General features: G+C 54.1%; 12 protein-coding genes. 4 read left to right on the top strand and 8 right to left on the bottom strand.

The genetic code is table 11. The features are described from left to right. Window positions 1-159: 159 nt before the first annotated feature. Window positions 160-2,106, top strand: coding sequence for a TonB-dependent receptor domain-containing protein (locus NC856_RS06255; protein WP_264089570.1), 1,947 nt, complete (start codon window positions 160-162; stop codon window positions 2,104-2,106). On the opposite strand, the gene NC856_RS06250 is transcribed toward NC856_RS06255, so the two are convergent. The 5 genes from NC856_RS06250 to acnB form a co-directional block, all read right to left on the bottom strand. After that, entirely contained in the window at window positions 2,103-3,476 is a 1,374-nt protein-coding gene (locus NC856_RS06250) for an ATP-binding protein (RefSeq protein ID WP_264089569.1), read from the bottom strand. The two genes, NC856_RS06255 and NC856_RS06250, sit on opposite strands and share 4 nt — an antisense overlap. Then, window positions 3,473-4,222, bottom strand: a complete 750-nt coding sequence (locus tag NC856_RS06245) for a response regulator transcription factor (RefSeq protein ID WP_264089568.1) — start codon at window positions 4,220-4,222, stop codon at window positions 3,473-3,475. The genes NC856_RS06250 and NC856_RS06245 overlap by 4 nt, the downstream gene beginning before the upstream one ends. A 182-nt stretch (window positions 4,223-4,404) precedes the next feature. Next, a complete protein-coding gene (locus NC856_RS06240) occupies window positions 4,405-4,620 on the bottom strand; it encodes a hypothetical protein (RefSeq protein WP_264089567.1) in 216 nt (71 codons plus the stop codon). A 30-nt stretch (window positions 4,621-4,650) separates the two neighbouring features. Further along, window positions 4,651-5,013: a protein YacL gene (gene yacL, locus NC856_RS06235; protein ID WP_264089566.1), complete on the bottom strand. Its 363-nt coding sequence runs from the start codon at window positions 5,011-5,013 to the stop codon at window positions 4,651-4,653. A gap of 130 nt (window positions 5,014-5,143) precedes the next feature. Continuing rightward, window positions 5,144-7,741: a bifunctional aconitate hydratase 2/2-methylisocitrate dehydratase gene (acnB, locus tag NC856_RS06230; RefSeq protein WP_264089565.1), complete on the bottom strand. Its 2,598-nt coding sequence runs from the start codon at window positions 7,739-7,741 to the stop codon at window positions 5,144-5,146. Between the two features lie 392 nt (window positions 7,742-8,133). Between acnB and NC856_RS06225 the strand changes: the two genes are divergently transcribed. Continuing rightward, entirely contained in the window at window positions 8,134-9,759 is a 1,626-nt protein-coding gene (locus NC856_RS06225) for a methyl-accepting chemotaxis protein (RefSeq protein ID WP_264089564.1), read from the top strand. An 86-nt stretch (window positions 9,760-9,845) separates the two neighbouring features. Here NC856_RS06225 and NC856_RS06220 read toward each other — a convergent pair whose 3' ends face one another. Beyond that, window positions 9,846-12,101, bottom strand: a complete 2,256-nt coding sequence (locus tag NC856_RS06220; RefSeq protein WP_264089563.1) for a TonB-dependent siderophore receptor — start codon at window positions 12,099-12,101, stop codon at window positions 9,846-9,848. Between the two features lie 431 nt (window positions 12,102-12,532). On the opposite strand from NC856_RS06220, the gene NC856_RS06215 reads away from it, so the two are divergent. Together NC856_RS06215 and NC856_RS06210 are read left to right on the top strand one after the other, a co-directional pair. Next, window positions 12,533-13,519 carry a helix-turn-helix transcriptional regulator gene (locus NC856_RS06215; protein ID WP_264089562.1) on the top strand — a complete coding sequence of 329 codons (987 nt, stop codon included), beginning with the start codon at window positions 12,533-12,535 and terminating at the stop codon, window positions 13,517-13,519. Window positions 13,520-13,617: 98 nt separating this feature from the next. Further along, window positions 13,618-14,958, top strand: coding sequence for an MmgE/PrpD family protein (locus NC856_RS06210; protein WP_264089683.1), 1,341 nt, complete (start codon window positions 13,618-13,620; stop codon window positions 14,956-14,958). A 96-nt stretch (window positions 14,959-15,054) separates the two neighbouring features. Here the strand turns inward: NC856_RS06210 and lpdA are convergent, their stop codons facing one another. Together lpdA and aceF are read right to left on the bottom strand one after the other, a co-directional pair. Beyond that, window positions 15,055-16,479 (bottom strand): dihydrolipoyl dehydrogenase, encoded by a 1,425-nt coding sequence (gene lpdA, locus NC856_RS06205; protein ID WP_264089561.1) that lies wholly within the window; start codon window positions 16,477-16,479, stop codon window positions 15,055-15,057. Between the two features lie 214 nt (window positions 16,480-16,693). Then, the gene (aceF, locus tag NC856_RS06200) at window positions 16,694-18,583 is read right to left on the bottom strand and encodes a pyruvate dehydrogenase complex dihydrolipoyllysine-residue acetyltransferase (RefSeq protein ID WP_264089560.1); all 1,890 of its coding nucleotides are present in this window, start codon (window positions 18,581-18,583) and stop codon (window positions 16,694-16,696) included. Between the last annotated feature and the right edge of the window lie 7 nt (window positions 18,584-18,590).

Genomic DNA, 18,590 nt, shown 5'->3' with positions numbered 1-18,590 from the left:
AACATGGCACGCCATTATCAGTTTTCACGCCGCCAACCTTTATCCGCTCGATAACTCTCTCTGACCGCCAATTTCGGACAGTTGTCACACTTTGTCCAATTTTAAGTAATGCGGATGAATATGATTCGTATTTAATGAATTCCAAGAGAGATACCTATCATGCAATCCCGTTTTCACAAGCGCCCGCTGGCCGTCATCATCAAATTGGCGCTGGCGCTCCCTTTCAGTTTCTCCGCTTACGCAGACGATCAGGCTGGCGATACGCTGGTGGTAACGGCTTCCGGGTTCGAGCAAAATCAGGAAGACGCCCCAGCCTCCATCACCGTGATTAAAGGTGAAGAATTGCGTAAACGTTCTATACAAAATCTGGGGGATGCGGTTCGTAACGTGGAAGGCGTGGTGGTTAATGGCGGCGCCAACGAAACGGATATCTCCATTCGCGGCATGCCGGGCGACTACACGTTACTGATGGTGGACGGTAAGCGACAGAGCGGACGCGATTCCCGCGTCAATGGCAATTCAGGGTATGAGCAAAGTTTTGTTCCGCCCGCCGCCGCCATTGAACGTATCGAAGTGATCCGCGGCCCGATGTCGTCGCTGTATGGTTCGGACGCCATCGGCGGCGTGATTAATATCATCACGCGGAAAGTGTCCCGCGCATGGGGCGGTTCCGTCTCTTATGACTATTCGGCGCGCCAGCACAGCGATCAGGGCAACGCCAGCCAGACGCAATTTTATCTCAACGGCCCTGTCGTTGAAGACTTTGTGGGCCTGCAACTGTGGGGACGCTATCTGGATCGTCAGGCTGATGATGACGTACAAACGACCAATGGCTTCACCAAAGCCGACCATCGGGATTTGACTGGACGACTGGCCTTTACTCCAACGGAAAATCACGACATTTTACTGGAAGCTGGCGCCACGCGTCTGAAAAACGGCGAAGGCACCAGTCCCAACTGGGCCACCCGCGAACAAAAGAACAATCGCGATCACTGGTCGGTATCGCATGAAGGACGCTGGCGTTGGGCCACTTCAAATGTGTCATTGTCGCAGGAAAAAACCAGCCGCGAAGGTGTCGCCACTGCCAGCCAAGCCGATGTTCTGGGGCGCAAACCTGAAATCAAGAACACGGTATTTGATGCCAAACTGGTCGCGCCGACCGACTATCATATCGTATCCGCCGGGGTGCAATGGAATCAAAGTACTCTGCATGACTGGAACCAGGGGGTGGGCGATCAGAGAAACTACAAATTCCAGGTCATTCAAAAGGCGCTGTTTGTGGAAGACGAATGGCGGCTCACTGACAGCTTTGCCCTGACCACCGGTCTGCGTCTGGATAATCATGAACAATACGGCAACCATTTCAATCCCCGTCTCTACGGCGTCTGGCATCTGAATGACGAATGGACCCTCAAAGGCGGCGTCGCCCGCGGCTTTAAAGCGCCAGAACTGCGTGCTGTGATCGATGATTACGCGGTGCTGCGTCGTAATAGATTCGTCATGTTCGGCAATTCCGACCTGAAGCCGGAAACCAGCACCAACTACGAGCTATCCGCGCTCTGGTCAAACCGCGACAACTTATCCGTCGGGGCGACCGTGTTCTATAACGACTTCAGGGACAAACTTTCCACGCGCACCACCGATGAACGCTGGAACAATTTCATCATCATGGAACGAATCAATATCGATAAAGCAATTATCAGAGGTGTGGAACTGAACGGCGGCTGGCAGATTACGCCCACCCTGTCCCTGAAAGGCAACTTTACTTATACCGACTCAGAGCAGAAAAGCGGTCCCAATGCGGGCGCGCCGCTGGCGCTGACGCCAAAGCAAAAAGCCAACCTACGCACCGAGTGGAATGTGACCGAGAAAGCGCAACTGTGGGCTGCCGCCAACTATTACGGCAAAGAATTCGGCAATACGATCAGCGCGGAACCGTCTCCCGGTTACACCACAGCGGATATCGGCGTGTCTTACCAGTTGACCCGTGCAGTGGCGCTTAACGGCGCGGTCTACAATCTGAACGACAAGCGTCTGGATGATGAAACCTACGGCACGGTCAATTACGGTCGTACTTTCTGGTTCGGCACCAACATCACGTTCTAATCCATCGGTAGCCACACCACCGCACACAATCCAGCGGGCGGACGATTCTCCAGAATCAGTTCGCCGCCGTGAGCATGAATACAGGCGCGGGCAATAGATAGCCCCAGTCCGACCCCCGCGCCAATTTCACCGTCCTCGCGCCCGCGGTGTTGCGCCAGTTGAACAAAAGGCTCGAACGCTTGTTCCAGAAAGGCTGGCTCAATACCTTTACCGTGATCAAGTATCTCAATGCGAATATTATTATCCCCTTCGCGCCACAGACTGAGGGCGGCATCCCCGCCATACACTATCGCATTGTCGATCAAATTACCCAATGCGCGCTTGAGCGCCAATGGCCGGCAGCGGACCGTCATCGGTTCAGCGCCTCCCCAGTTCACCTGGTGTCCCAAATTACGATAGCGTCTCGCTAAATCGTCAAGCATCGCGCTAATCGACAGGCTGCTCGTTGGCTCCTGCATGGCGTCGCCGCGCACGAAGTTAAGGGTTTCATTCACCATCGCGCTCAACTCCGCCAGGCTTTCCAACATATCGTCGCGGGCGGCTCCGTCCTCCAGCAGTTCCACCTGCAACCGCAGTTCGGTAATGGGCGTATTCAGATCATGACTGACGGCGGCTAACATACGGGTTCTACTCTCAATATGACGGGCGATGCGCTCTTGCATCACATTGAATGCCTGCGTCAGTTCACGTGCTTCCTGCGGCCCGGACAGCGGCAACGACGCTATCCACTCTCCCCGGCTGACGCGATCCGTAGCATTGGCCAGCGTCTTAACCGGGTGTACCACGCGCCGCATAAAGAACACCACTATCAGCAAAACCGGTACGCTGGTCACCGGCAGCGAATACGACAACAGGCGACTCCATTCATAGGCCTGAATCGGGTGTTGCACACCATTGAGATATCGTCCGTCCGGTAACCGGATGCTGGTACGAAGTCGCAGCGGCTCCCAGCGGGCGATGCTGAACAAATGTCCGCGCGCCAGTCCGCCATCGGTACGTTCAAGCTGCATCACAATGGATGCATCCTGCGCTATCGGGGGACGAGAAGCCAAATCCGCGACCAATCGACGCTCCTCGGATTTCATATCGAACGGGCTGACATCAGGTTGGGCGGCGATCCAGAAGCGGGTATCGCTGGCATTCATGGAGCCAAGAAGTTGCCCGGCGTCCGTCCCTGACAGGCTTTCCGCCGCTTGATAGGCAATCGTCAAACGCTCAAGCGCCAGCGTACGCGATACAGGGTGGAGCAACGCGCCCGTCAATTGAATGCAGGCGATGGCAATAACGTTAGACACCACCAGCGCCAGCACCAACAATAATGCCAACTGGTTGGCCATCCGTCTGGGAAAACATTGAGCGATCCACTTCATGCCGACTGGACGCTCACATCGGCAGCCAGAAGATAGCCGCTGCCCCAGACCGTAATCAATAATTCCTGATCGCGCAGGAAATGAGAAAGCTTGCTGCGCAGGCGGCTGACTTGCCGATCGATCGCCCTATCGAACACATCGCCCTTGCGAACACACAGATCGATCAACCGATCCCGGCTTAACACACAATGCGGGTGTTGCAGAAAGGCGCTCAGCAAACGCCCTTCCATGGTGCTCAATTGCACGGCGGCGCCCTCGTCGTCGCTGAGCATCCCGATTGCCGGTACGAAATGCAGACCGGAAAAACGGTAAGTCACCCGCTCATTGCGCATATCGGCACACGAAGGATCAACGTGCTGCCGTCCGCTTCGGCGCAGAACGCTATGGATACGGGCGACCAGTTCCCTGGGTTCGAACGGCTTAACCACATAATCATCGGCCCCCAGATCCAGCCCCCGAATGCGATCATCCGCGTCGCCACGCGCGGTCAGCAGAATGACCGGGGTTTTGGTGCGCCGATGAAGCTGATGGCACAGCGTCATGCCATCGCCATCGGGCAACATGACATCCAGAATAACGATATCAAACGGCTGGTTTTTCAACATCAGCCACATCCCCGCCGCATTCTCGGCCGTGCGGACATCAAACGCCTGACGGCGCAAGTAAACAGCGAGAGGATCGCGGATCTTACGCTGATCATCCACAACCAATACGCGCGGCATCACGGCAATCTGAGCGGTGTTCATCAACCTTCCTGCATCCTGAAATCTACCGGGTATCATACCTTTCATGTCCGGTCATACTACGCCACCCCTTATGTTTTCTGGCAACCATTTATTGATTCTCTTTTTTCTTTTCGTACCGCTTCGCAAATTTTTCCTTCGCACCTGTCGTTCACACGCTGATGCATTACCATGCTCGTGCACAATCAGGGAAGGAAAGAGTATGCAACAGCGCCGCGCCACTGACAGATAACCGGGGGAAACGCATGGACGCCATCACACAGCAACTGAAACGAATGGGATTTGAGGAAGGCATGCAACAGGAAAAAGAAAGGTGGTGAGAACCAGGCATCCAAGCCAGTGAACGGCGTATTGCCCGCCAGTACCGGCGTCTCTTTCAACGCCTTAACGACTACCCTCACGCCTTACGCGCTGAACCGTTAGGCGCTGATTCAGCGTTGCTGGACAAACTCACGATATTTCGCCACCAACCGCAGGAAATCCTCCAGGCCGCACAGAGACAGGCTTTCTTCATCGTAGTAACTCATGCCTTCTTCCATTTCATCTACCGTAAATTCAAGCTGATTCGCCTGAATCATCACTTCTTCATCGTCCAGCAGCAACGTGTATTCATGTCCGACTTTCCGCCACTGACGCTCGCTTCCCGCCACCGAACGGGCAGCGGCTTCCACCTCATCCAATACATCCAGCCGGCCTTTTACTTCTTCATTTAACCAGTGGCCCACGGCTTCATGCCCCATCGACATTCGTACCATCACCTGCCCGGTAACGTCCCGCAAGAATTCATAGTCCATGATGCCGCCCTCAATGATATGTCTGTTTGTAGTGTAATGGTCATGTCGCATTGTCACAGTGACAGTTCGCAAACTTGGCTCAAAAAAAGGGAGGCCCAATGGCCTCCCCGAAACAGCGAACTATAACGATTTAGACGGTTGTCTGGAAGATCACGCCATCCGCTTTTTCCGTATATTGACCCAGACGATCAAAATTCAGATAACGGTAAGTGTCTTGCGCGGTTTTATCGACCTGAGCCATATAGGTCTGGTATTCATCCGCGCTCGGCAAACGCCCCAACAGCGACGCCACGGCAGCCAGTTCAGCAGAGGCCAGGTAAACATTGGCCCCCGTTCCCAGACGGTTCGGGAAATTACGCGTGGAGGTTGAAACCACCGTCGCGCCATCGGCCACACGCGCCTGGTTGCCCATGCACAGTGAACAGCCTGGGATTTCAATCCGCGCGCCGCTCTTGCCGAACACGCTGTAGTATCCCTCTTCCGTCAGTTGAGCCGCGTCCATTTTAGTCGGCGGCGCAACCCACAGACGCGTCGGCAACTGACCTTTGTGGCTATCCAGCAACTTACCGGCCGCACGGAAGTGACCGATGTTGGTCATACAGGAACCGATAAAGACTTCATCGATCTTCTCGCCCTGTACGTCAGACAGCCAGCGGGCATCGTCAGGATCGTTCGGCGCACACAGGATCGGTTCTTTAATTTCAGCCAGATCGATGTCGATAACGGCGGCATATTCCGCATCGGCATCCGCTTCCAGCAGTTGCGGATCCGCCAGCCATTTTTGCATTCCCTGAATACGACGCTCCAGCGTGCGCCGATCGCCGTAACCTTCCGAAATCATCCATTTCAACAGCACGATATTGGAATTCAGATACTCGATAATCGGCGCTTTATCCAGCTTGATGGTACAACCCGCGGCGGAACGTTCCGCCGAGGCATCCGTCAATTCAAATGCCTGCTCCACCTTCAGATCCGGCAAACCTTCAATCTCCAGGATCCGACCGGAGAAAATATTTTTCTTACCCTTTTTCTCAACAGTCAGCAAACCTTGCCTGATGGCGTAGAGCGGAATGGCATGAACCAGGTCGCGTAGTGTGATCCCCGGCTGCATTTTGCCTTTGAAACGCACCAGAACCGATTCCGGCATATCCAGCGGCATCACGCCGGTGGCGGCGGCAAATGCCACCAGCCCGGAGCCCGCCGGGAAAGAAATACCGATCGGGAAACGGGTGTGGGAATCGCCCCCCGTCCCCACGGTATCCGGCAGCAGCATACGATTCAGCCAGGAGTGGATAACGCCATCGCCCGGACGCAGGGAAACCCCGCCACGGTTCATAATAAAATCAGGCAAGGTATGGTGCGTGGTCACGTCCACCGGCTTCGGATACGCCGCCGTATGACAGAAAGATTGCATAACCAGATCAGCGGAGAACCCCAAACAAGCCAGATCCTTCAGTTCATCACGCGTCATCGGCCCGGTGGTATCCTGCGATCCCACGGAGGTCATCTTCGGCTCACAGTATTCGTTAGGGCGAATACCGGCGACGCCACAGGCGCGGCCCACCATTTTCTGCGCCAGCGAGAAGCCTTTGCTGCTGGCCGCCACCGCTTTGGAAACGCGGAATAGGTCACTGGACGGCAGCCCCAAAGCGTCGCGGGCTTTGGAGGTCAGTCCACGGCCAATGATCAACGGGATACGACCGCCCGCGCGCACTTCATCAAGCAATACGTCGGTTTTCAGTTCAAATTTTGCCAGCACTTCGTTGGTGTCATGACGGCAAACTTCGCCCCGATATGGGTAGATATCAATTACATCACCCATATTCAGATCGTTGACATCCACTTCGATCGGCAACGCACCGGCATCTTCCATGGTATTAAAGAAGATTGGAGCAATTTTACCGCCTAGCACCACGCCGCCGCCGCGTTTGTTAGGTACATGAGGAATATCATCCCCCATAAACCACAGTACGGAGTTGGTGGCGGATTTACGTGAAGATCCGGTGCCGACCACATCCCCAACGTAAGCCAGCGGGAAGCCTTTTTTGTTCAGTTCTTCAATTTGTTTGATTGGACCGACCACGCCCGGCTGATCGGGTTCAATGCCTTCGCGGGCATTTTTCAGCATCGCCAGCGCATGCAACGGAATATCAGGGCGCGACCAGGCATCCGGCGCGGGCGACAGGTCATCGGTGTTGGTTTCGCCGGTCACTTTAAACACGGTTACGGTAATCTTTTCCGCCAGTTCAGGGCGGGACAGGAACCACTCGGCATCCGCCCAGGATTGGATAACCTGTCTGGCATAAGCATTACCCGCTTTGGCTTTCTCTTCCACATCATAAAAATTGTCGAACATCAGCAAAGTATGGGACAGGGCTTTGGCGGCAATCGGCGCCAGCGCGTCATTATCCAGCGCTTCAATCAATGGATGGATGTTGTAACCACCCTGCATGGTGCCGAGCAATTCAACGGCTTTCTCAGGCGTTATCAGGGGAGAAGCGGCCTCGCCTTTTGCAATGGCGGCCAGAAAACCCGCCTTCACATACGCGGCTTCATCGACGCCAGGGGGAACGCGATTGGTCAACAGATCCATCAAAACGTCTTCTTCGCCTGCGGGTGGGTGCTTTAATGACTCAACCAACGCTGCCATCTGTGCGGCATCCAACGGCTTGGGAACAATCCCCTGTGCAGCCCGGTCGGCTACGTGCTTACGATATTCTTCTAGCACGACTTTCTCCTCGCTCTCATTGTCTTCGTTATGCCCGGCGCTCTTGTTCCCGCTCTTGATGTCCATGCCTGGTGTAAGCGTGTGGATGTAAGGTAATAGAGTGCCCGGTTCAGCCTCGTCAGCATATCAGGATTTGAATCAATTGTTAATTCGTTCACATAATGGCAACATTAAATGGGTTTAACCGCTTCACAATCACGACAGATCGCCGCCGACGCGAAGCAGAATAACATTGTTAGGCCCCCATCTTTCCACAACTTTCTGGCTTTGGCGAATCGGGTATTGCGCTGCGCATATCATGACCACGCTCATAATAAATCAGTATGCAAATAATCGCTCCGACTGCCGATAGGCTGTTAATAGCTAAAATAATATTGACACCGGGAGTCGCTATGTATTTTTTGCGCAATATCACTATCAGGAAAGTATTGTTAATTATTCTCAGTCTTTTTCTGCTGTTATGGGGGGGCGTCTCATGGTTCACCTTATCCTCACTTAATCAGGCGACACATTTCCTCACCGTCGGTAATACACAGGTAGAAGCATTAAATACCCTGACCGATGGCAATAATCAGGCGTTGCGCGCCGCCATCCGTCTTAATCAGGCGATGACGCTGATGCAAAGCGGCAAGTTGGACGACATTGACGTCACGGTTTCCTCAGCCGTCGATGCACTAAAAAGCAGCCAGACCAACCTGGAAAAATTCAAACAACAAACGCATCCGCAGATTGATCAACAGATCGTAAATAGTGTGATAGCTTCCTGGAGCAAGCTGGTCGAACAGGGATTACAGCCCATGCTGGCTACCCTGCAAGAAAAACGCTTTGCCGAGTACCGTCGTTTATTCCGTGATGATTTTCAGTCATTGAATGAATCATTTATCACCGAGTTGAACCGTTATCAGACCTTGTCCGCGGATAACCATACGCTGCAACAGATCTATGCGCTGGTCGACTGGTGTAAAAAGATCCTGGTTGCCGCCATGATCGCGGGCGCCCTCATCCTGCTATTGACCGACCGTTATCTGTCAAACTTTGTGGTCAAGCCCCTGACGTCGATTAAAGCGCATTTCCGCACGCTGGCGGAAGGACGGCTTGATCGCGCGCTGGAAAATTTTGGCCGCAACGATGCAGGTCAGTTGATCCCCTATCTGCAAGAAATGCAGGAAAGTCTGAAAACAACGGTTGCCACGATCCGCGACAGCGCCCATTCCATTTATCAAGGAACGGCTGAGATCAGCGCGGGCAACAACGACCTTTCTTCCCGCACGGAGCAGCAGGCTTCGGCATTGCAGCAGACCGCCGCCAGCATGGAACAGTTAGGCATCACGGTGAAACATAATGCCGATAACGTTCATCAGGCCACAAGACTGGCGGAGAATGCCGCCACAGTCGCCAGACAAGGCTGGGAAATGGAGCGGGAACTTGGCGTCATTATGCAAAGCATCGCCACCAGTTCGCACAAAATCACCGAAATCACCGGCATGATCAACAGTATTGCCTTTCAGACCAATATACTGGCGTTGAACGCCGCCGTAGAAGCGGCGCGCGCCGGCGAGCAAGGGCGTGGCTTCGCGGTCGTCGCGGGCGAAGTGCGTAATCTGGCGCAAAAAAGCGCTCAGGCAGCGAAAGAAATCGAAGGGCTGATTGCTGAATCCGTTGAACGCGTTGACGCTGGCTCCAGACAAGTGGTGAGAACCGGCGAAGTGATGGACGGCGTGATTACCTCTATCCGGCAGGTAAACGACCTGATGGGCGAGATTGCCTCGGCTTCCGACGAACAGGCGCAGGGGATCAGTCAGGTCAGTCAGGCGGTGACGGAGATGGACAGCGTCACGCAGCAGAACGCCGCATTGGTGGAGCAATCCGCGGCGGCGGCGGCATCGTTGGAAGAGCAGGCGCGTCAGCTTACCCAGGCGGCGGCCATCTTCCAACTGGATCAGGAGGAGCGACAGGAAGACCACAACGCTTTCACGCAGCGGGCGCCGCAGTTGGCGATGCTTGAAGCGACATCCTGATGCTCTGAATCTTCTCTGTCATTCCCCTTGAGTAAACGTCTTTTCCAGCCCATGCCGACAACACGGCATGGGCTGATCATCAAGGCTTAGAAGCGGGTATTGAGGCTGACGAAGAAGGTTCTGCCCGGTTCATTGTAGGTGGCGGCGCCAGCGCCTGCGCCATTGTTATTGAGGCTTTGCGTGTTGCCGGCCCTGAACTGGCGTTTATCGAACAGGTTATCCACGCCCGCCGTGATACTGGCGTACTTGTTGACATCATAAGTGCCGCTCAGACCGAAAACCGCGTAAGGGCTGACTTCATGGCGATCATAACCGCTGGTCGGCTGACCATGGTAGTCATATTTTTTCGGCTTCTGGCGACCATACCAGGTCATATCCGCCAGGAAGGAGAGATCTTCTGTCGCCTGCCAGCTTACCGATGAATTGAACGTAAACTCTGGTGTAATCGACAGTCGATCGCCAGTGGTTTTATTTTCTGAACGCAACATCCAGGTCATATTATTGTTCCAACTCACTGTCTCGGATACCGGAATATTTAATGTGCCCTCCAGTCCCTCCACTAATGCTTTGGGGACATTTTCCCACTTAAAGATATTGGCATTGCGCCCACCGACCGCGCTGCCAAGTATGGTTCGGCCTGATTCGATTTTATTGCGATAGTCGTTGCGGAAATAGGTCACGCCGGCCTGATAACCCGCGCGATTAAACTCTAAGCCGACTTCTTTATTAATACTGGTTTCCGCCTTCAAATCCTCATTCCCCATCAGGTAACAGGCTGAACCGCCGTAACACCCATTGCCATTGCTATATAACAGATAGTTAGGGTTCATCTGATACAGGTTCGGGGCTTTATACGCGCGGGCGATCCCCATTTTCAGCGTAAAATCCTCGCCCAACTGTTGAGATAAGTTCAGCGACGGGCTCCAGTTGTTACCGACAAGACTGTGGTGATCGAAACGTAAAGCGGGCGTCAGCATGGTGCTATCCGTCACTTCAATATTGTCTTCAGCAAAAACCGAGGCAATTCGGGCGGATATATTCTTGCCACGCGTACCGGTAGGATAGCCTTCTATCGTACCGCCTTGCTGTGCTTGCGTATTCGACGCAGGATCGTTTAATTCTTGTTCAACCCACTCAATACCGACGGTCGCGGTCTGATTAATCCACGCCTCAAATGGAATATTCACCTCACTGTGACCGGTAAATGCATCCAGCTTGATAGTGGTGAAATCATTTCCCTCCGGCCTGCCCGCTGGCCCTCCCGCCAACTGTTCGAAAATGCGAGTATTATGGGTGCGCTCATATTGCAGATAAGAGGTTGAACTTACTCCGCTGTCCCAGTAACCGCGATGGGTAACGGCAAAATTCTGCCGATACATACGATTGGTTTCCTGACCGTATTTATCCAGCGAGGCGGCGCTACTGTTGTTATTTTCCGTGTCGCCGGCATAGATATTACCCTGACGGCTGAATCCGGCTTCAAACTCCAGCGATTGCTGTTTACTGATATCCCAGCGCAACAAGCCATTGATATCCTTGTTACGCACCCCCTCCCGCCCTGCGGGAATGGTCGTTACGCGGGGATTCAACTGATGCCCGTCGTTAATATCCCAGGCATCGGCCTGCGTTTTATTAATATTACCGAAAAGACGGAAACTCAGACTATCCGTCAATCCGCCCATTAGACTGAAATCGGTGCGTTTGGTGGCCCCTTCCGCTTTATGTTCCGGCATGTTCATATAGGTATTCCAGCTACCGTGCAGTTCCTGCGTTGGCTGTTTGGTAATGATGTTCACCACCCCGCCCGCAGCGCCATTGCCGTAGCGTGCCGCCGCCGGACCACGCAGCACTTCGATCTTTTCCACCATGTCTGCCGGCACCCAGTTGGTGTCGCCACGGGTATCGCGCTCGCCGCGCCAGCCATAACGCACAGCGTTACGGCTGGAAACCGGTTTGCCATCCACCAGAATCAGGGTATTTTCCGGCCCCATACCACGCAGGTCTATCTGACGGTTATTTCCACGCGAACCACTGTTTGAATTACCCGACAGGTTAACCCCCGGCATGGTGCGAATCAGTTCAGATAGATCGTTGGCCGGTGGACGTTTACTGATATCTTCCGCGGTAATCACCGACACCCCTGGCGCTTGACGGGTCTGTTCCGCAGCGGTCACCACCAGCGTATCGCCTGAGATCGTCTCAGTTTCTGCCTGATGCTGAACCTGGGCGGCAGGCTCGTCAGATGCGGCGTCTGTCGTTTGCGCAACTGTCAGAAACGCGTTCATCCCACAGCTGACGCCAATAAGTGTCGCCAGATAATGGCGTGGTTGTGGTAATTTCATCAAAATTTTTGCCCTGTAATCAATGAGTCTATCGTCTGAACAGATGTTCTAATGCCGCTACGGATACCGCCAGATGTAACGGACAATCAGCAACGCGTTGGATAAAGGCGGAGAGAAAACCGGCGCAAAGCACGGTTGTTATCAAGGAGAGCTTGTATATCGTTGTGAACGCATATTGTTACAAACAGCTGTTGTTCTACCAATGCGTCGTGTAGTCACTCCTTTTCTCCGCAATGCCGAAAATGGAATATGCGCCTGTACGTCGCGGCGTCGATCCTCAACGAAAAATGCTATTGAGAAGTATTTGCATTACCATTTTGACGCAGCCATTGTTACATTTGTTTTTTCAGACGGGGTTTGTGGAAACGGCAAATTGCTTTGCGAAAACGGCAAAATGACGGACGACAACGTGACAACATAGAGAGGGGATCATGCAAAATCAGCTTCCAACATCAAAAGCGATCGATAAGCGCCACCTTGTCCAACTGTCCAGTCTGGTGTCAAATAACTATCGCTTGCTGGGGCCAGGATTGATTGACGATACGCCAGTGCTGTTTGGCAGCTTCAGTGTGGTACAACTGAACCGCGATCTGATTCTGCATACGGCTGATGTGATCAACCTGCGCACGATGAAAACCCAAGGCATGCTGAATGGCGCGATAAAACTGGCTATCGTGGTCAATGGCAATGCGCATATTACGTATGATGAAAAGGTGTTACATCTGGGAAATCATCAGCCCGCCTCACTGATTTCACTGGTCGACCCCACGTCGTTCAGTCACAACGGTAAACGAGATGAATATGAGCGTACCGTTTCGCTCACCTTTAGCCGGGAATGGCTGTACGGCAATCTGATGGATACCGTCAGCGACTGGCAGGCAATTTATGACTTCACGCAAACGCATCTTTCCACCCATTTATGGATCCCGTCGCGTCAGGCGATGGCTATCGCCTGGCAGATCCTGAATACCGGTCCCTGCCAGACGCCTCTGCAACGTCTGTACCTGGAAACTCAGTGTATGTCGTTGATTATCGAAGCGTTCAGTTCAGTCGCCAGCCGCGCGTCACAGGAGAAAACCGCCTCCGGCGTCACGCTGCGCAATCATCATCGCATCCATCAGGTCAGGGATATGCTGGAAAGCGGCGCCGCCGACCTGCTCTCCATTGCTGAAATTGCCCAAAGCGTCAATATGAGCGAAAGCACGCTGCAACGCCATTTTCGTCAGACATTTAACATGACGGTATTCGAATATCTGCGTAACTGCCGGTTACAGCGGGCGATGCTGGCGTTGAAAAAAGATGGCGTCGGCATCGCGCAAGCGGCCAGTCTCGCGGGCTATAACAGTCCGGCCAATTTCGCCACCGCCCTGCGGCGCGCCTATGGCGTTACGCCGGGACAGCTTAAAGATCGTTTCTGATTTCGGGTATATAGCCAAAATAAATAATTCATGCCATTTACCCCATCAACCGGGCACAGTAGATTAAGATATCTTTGTTGCTGACCTCCCTGCTGCTTATGACTAACCAGACTGATTTAACCACCACGCTCGCCCGGTTCATTTCCCGCAGTTTACCCAACCCGCCGGCAATCGATGCCGCGCGTCGAGGTGTAACCGATTTTATTGCTACAGCCTTGCCGATTACTCAGGGCGCGATTGCCGACAGCGGTTTGATCCCGTTAAAGCAGGTTTTCAACGCTACGGATAGCCAGACAAACAGTGTGATCCTGGGATATGTCGGTCATGCTCTGGACTTTGATGACTACCATCCGGCATTTCGCGGTCACCCCAGTACAGTGATCCTGCCGGCGCTGTTTGCTCTGGCAGCGGAAAACCGGCACATCACCGAAGAGGCCTTTTTGACCGCCTATGTTATCGGCGTGGAAGTCGCAGGCAGAATCGGTCTGGCTTGCGGACCGCGTCATTACAGTCTCGGCTATCACAATACCGCCACATTAGGCGCGATTGCGGCGGCGGCGGCGGCGGCGCGGCTGCTTGGCGCCAGCGTTGAACAAACCGAAAATATCCTTGGTCTGGCGGCGACGCAGGCGGCGGGCTTACGCGCACAGTTTGGTTCAGCGGTAAAACCGCTTCATGCGGGGCTTGCGGCCAGAACCGGCGTCACAGCAGCCTTGCTTGCGTTGGCGGGTTTCAATGGCAACTCCGGGCAGGTTATCGAGGCTTTTCTGGCCGCGCATGGCGATCAACAACAGCAACCACGGTTACTGACCGAATCCTGGGGAGCGCCGTGGCGCATCGTCGCGCCCGGTCTGGCATTCAAACGCTACCCAACCTGCGGCGGAACACACAGCGCGGCGGAAGCGGCTTTTGCGCTAAGAGAGCAGTGGCAAGCGCAATATGACGCCAACGCTTCACTCACCGATAGCGTGGCGCGTATTACCGTATCCTTCCCACCGGGCGGCGACATTGCACCGTTTATCCGTCGTGCCGCAACCGGCGTAGAAGCGCGTTTCAGCCTGGAATATGTGATTGCCGCGGCGCTGCTGGAAGGCGAACTCAAGCTGACGCGTTTTGCCGAAGGGCCGGTTGATCCCGCTATTCTGGCGCTGGCCGACAAGGTCACCCGGATAGCGGACGACACCGCCCCGCCGGACGAACTGGATCCTGAGGCCCGTTTCCATGAGGTCACCCTGTACCTGCACAACGGTTCAACGCTCACCTGTCGAGTCACGCGTCAGGAAACGGCGGCCAAACCCACCGATCTTGACGCGAAGCTGGCACAGAACATCAGCGCACTGCCGCACCTGGACAGCAACCAGATTCTGGCACGCTGCGCATTAAGAGCCTCCGGCGATTTGCCTTATCTGCTTGGATTATTGATTAGCGATCCAACCTGATCAACCAACATTGCCGACGGTTCCCGTTTTTACAAAAAAAATCCGGCATCGTGAGATGCCGGATTAGGAATGATTAACCGCTAATTGAAGGCGAAATTATTTCTTCTTCGCTTTCGGGTTCGGCAAGTCGGTAATGCTGCCTTCAAAAATCTCAGCAGCCAGCCCCACGGATTCATGTAGCGTCGGGTGAGCATGGATGGTCAGCGCGATATCTTCCGCATCACAACCCATCTCGATCGCCAGACCGATTTCACCCAACAGTTCGCCGCCGTTGGTGCCGACAATCGCGCCGCCGATAACACGGTGCGTTTCTTTGTCGAAAATCAGTTTGGTCATGCCATCCGCACAGTCGGATGCGATAGCGCGACCGGATGCCGCCCAGGGGAAGGTCGCCGTCTCATAGCTGATGCCTTTCTCTTTCGCTTCTTTCTCAGTCAGACCGACCCATGCGACTTCCGGTTCGGTATAAGCAATAGAAGGAATGACTTTCGGATCGAAGTAATGTTTCTTACCCGCGATAACTTCAGCCGCAACGTGACCTTCATGCACGCCTTTATGCGCCAGCATCGGCTGACCGACAATGTCGCCAATCGCATAGATGTGCGGCACGTTGGTGCGCATTTGCTTATCAACGTGGATAAAACCGCGATCGTCCACTTCCACGCCCGCTTTACCCGCCTCCAGATTTTTACCATTCGGTACGCGACCGATAGCCACCAGCACCGCATCGTAACGCTGCGGTTCGGCCGGCGCTTTTTTGCCTTCCATCGTCACGTAGATGCCGTCTTCTTTGGCTTCCACCGCCGTCACCTTGGTTTCCAGCATCAGCGTAAACTGCTTACTGATACGCTTGGTGAAGACTTTAACGATATCTTTATCGGCAGCCGGGATCACCTGATCGAACATTTCCACCACGTCGATCTGAGAACCCAGCGCATGATACACGGTTCCCATTTCCAGACCGATGATACCGCCGCCCATGATCAGCAAACGTTCGGGAACCGTTTTCAGTTCCAGCGCATCGGTGGAATCCCATACACGCGGATCTTCGTGCGGAATAAATGGCAGTTGGATCGGACGGGAACCTGCCGCAATAATCGCGTTATCGAAGTTGATGGTGGTTTTACCGTTTTCACCCTCAACCTCCAGCGTGTTGGCGCCGGTGAATTTACCCAGACCGTTCACCACTTTGACTTTACGGCCTTTAGCCATACCAGCCAGACCACCGGTCAATTGGTTGATGACTTTCTCTTTCCACAACCGGATCTTGTCAATATCGGTTTTCGGCTCGCCAAATACGATGCCATGCTCAGCCAGCGCTTTGGCTTCTTCAATGACTTTGGCAACGTGCAGTAATGCTTTGGAAGGGATACAGCCAACGTTCAGACACACACCACCCAGCGTGGCGTAGCGCTCCACCAGTACGGTTTCCAGGCCTAAGTCCGCGCAGCGGAATGCCGCGGAATACCCGGCAGGGCCGGCACCAAGTACCACTACCTGAGCTTTAATTTCAGTACTCATCATGACCTCTTAATTAATTTCCGGCGGGTCTGTGACGTCATTGTTATTGAGTCTCAACGCCCTCTTCCACCGGGACGTGTCTTTGTCGCCGTAGTTTACAAAACCGTTAACATTTTTGAAACAATAAGCGACTAACGATTTGTCCTTAATCACGGATAGCTGTAACAAACGACAGCTTACCAGAAAAAAGCCGACCGTCAGGCCGGCTTTTCGATTACATCACCAGACGGCGAATGTCAGACAACATGTTGTTGATGATGGTAATAAAACGCGCACCATCAGCACCGTCAATGACACGGTGGTCGAAGGACAGAGATATCGGCATCATCAGACGCGGCGTAAACTCTTTACCGTTCCATACGGGTTCCATCGCGGACTTGGACACACCGAGGATAGCGACTTCCGGCGCGTTGACAATCGGCGCGAAATGCGTCGTACCCAGGCCGCCGATGCTGGAGATGGTGAAGCATCCGCCTTGCATTTCGCCGGCGGTCAACTTACCGTCACGGGCTTTTTTGGAGATCGTCATCAGTTCACGAGAAAGCTCGATGATGCCTTTCTTGTTCACGTCTTTGAACACGGGAACCACCAGACCATTCGGGGTATCCACCGCCACGCCGATATTGATGTATTTCTTCAGCGTCAGTTTCTGAGCGTCTTCGGACAGCGAACTGTTGAAACGCGGCATCTGCTCCAGCGCATAAGCAACGGCTTTCATGATGAAAACAACCGGGGTGATCTTCACATCCAGTTTTTTCTTCTCCGCTTCCAGATTCTGCTGTTTACGGAATGCTTCCAGATCGGTGATATCCGTTTTGTCGAAGTGCGTAACGTGCGGGATCATTACCCAGTTACGGCTCAGGTTGGCACCGGAAATTTTCTGGATGCGGCCCAGTTCGACCTCTTCAACTTCACCGAACTTGCTGAAGTCCACTTTCGGCCATGGCAACATGCCCGGCAGACCGCCACCGGTAGCCGCTGGCGCGGACTCCGCACGTTTCACCGCGTCTTTCACGTAAGCCTGAACGTCTTCGCGCAGGATGCGGCCTTTACGACCGGTGCCCTTCACTTTTGCCAGATTCACGCCGAATTCACGCGCCAGACGTCGGATAACCGGCGTCGCGTGCACATAGGCATCATTCTCGGCAAACTCGCCCTTGCTTTCCGCTTTCGCCGCAGGCGCGACGGCGGTTTCTTCTTTCCTGGCCGGTGCAGACTCCTGCTTGGCCGCCGGCGCCGAAGCAGCGGCAGGCGCCGCGCCTTCAACCTCGAAGACCATAATCAGCGAACCGGTTTTCACTTTATCGCCGGTACTGATCTTGATTTCTTTCACCGTACCGGCGAATGGCGCCGGGACTTCCATGGACGCCTTGTCGCCTTCAACGGTAATCAGTGATTGTTCAGCGGCGATTTTATCGCCCACTTTAACCATCACTTCCGTGACTTCAACTTCGTCGCCGCCGATATCCGGCACATTGACGTCTTTCGCCGCCGCTGCGCCGCTGGCGGCGGCTGGCGCCGCTTCCGTGTTGCTTTCGGCTTTAACCGGCGCTGAACCACCTGCGCCCGCCACGTCAAAGACCATAATCAGCGAGCCGGTTTTCACTTTGTCGCCGGTGCTGATTTTGATTTCTTTAACCGTGCCGGCAAACGGCGCCGGCACTTCCATGGACGCTTTATCACCTTCTACGGTGATCAGGGATTGCTCGGCTTCAACGCTGTCGCCGACGTTGACCAGCACTTCGGTGACTTCAACTTCATCCGCGCCGATATCCGGCACTTCAACCTCTTTGCTGGCGCTGGCGGCAGCGGCTGGTTTGGCGTCTTCCTGCTTCTCTTCCGCCTTGGCGGGCGCAGCATCGGCTGCGCCGTCGGCGGAATCGAAAATCATGATAAGTTTGCCGGTTTCCACTTTGTCGCCGACCGCTACTTTGATCTCTTTAACCACACCGGCCTGCGGCGAAGGCACTTCCATAGAAGCCTTGTCGCCCTCTACGGTTATCAGCGACTGTTCAGCTTCGACTTTATCGCCCACCTTCACCATCACTTCGGTGACTTCAACTTCATCTGCACCGATATCCGGTACGTTGATTTCGATAGCCATGTAATCT

It is taken from the genome of Brenneria izbisi, assembly GCF_025840185.1.
Taxonomy (GTDB): Bacteria; Pseudomonadota; Gammaproteobacteria; order Enterobacterales; family Enterobacteriaceae; genus Brenneria; species Brenneria izbisi.
The sequence above is the reverse complement of the archived record's forward strand: the minus strand, read 5'-3'. Positions and strand labels throughout refer to the sequence as shown.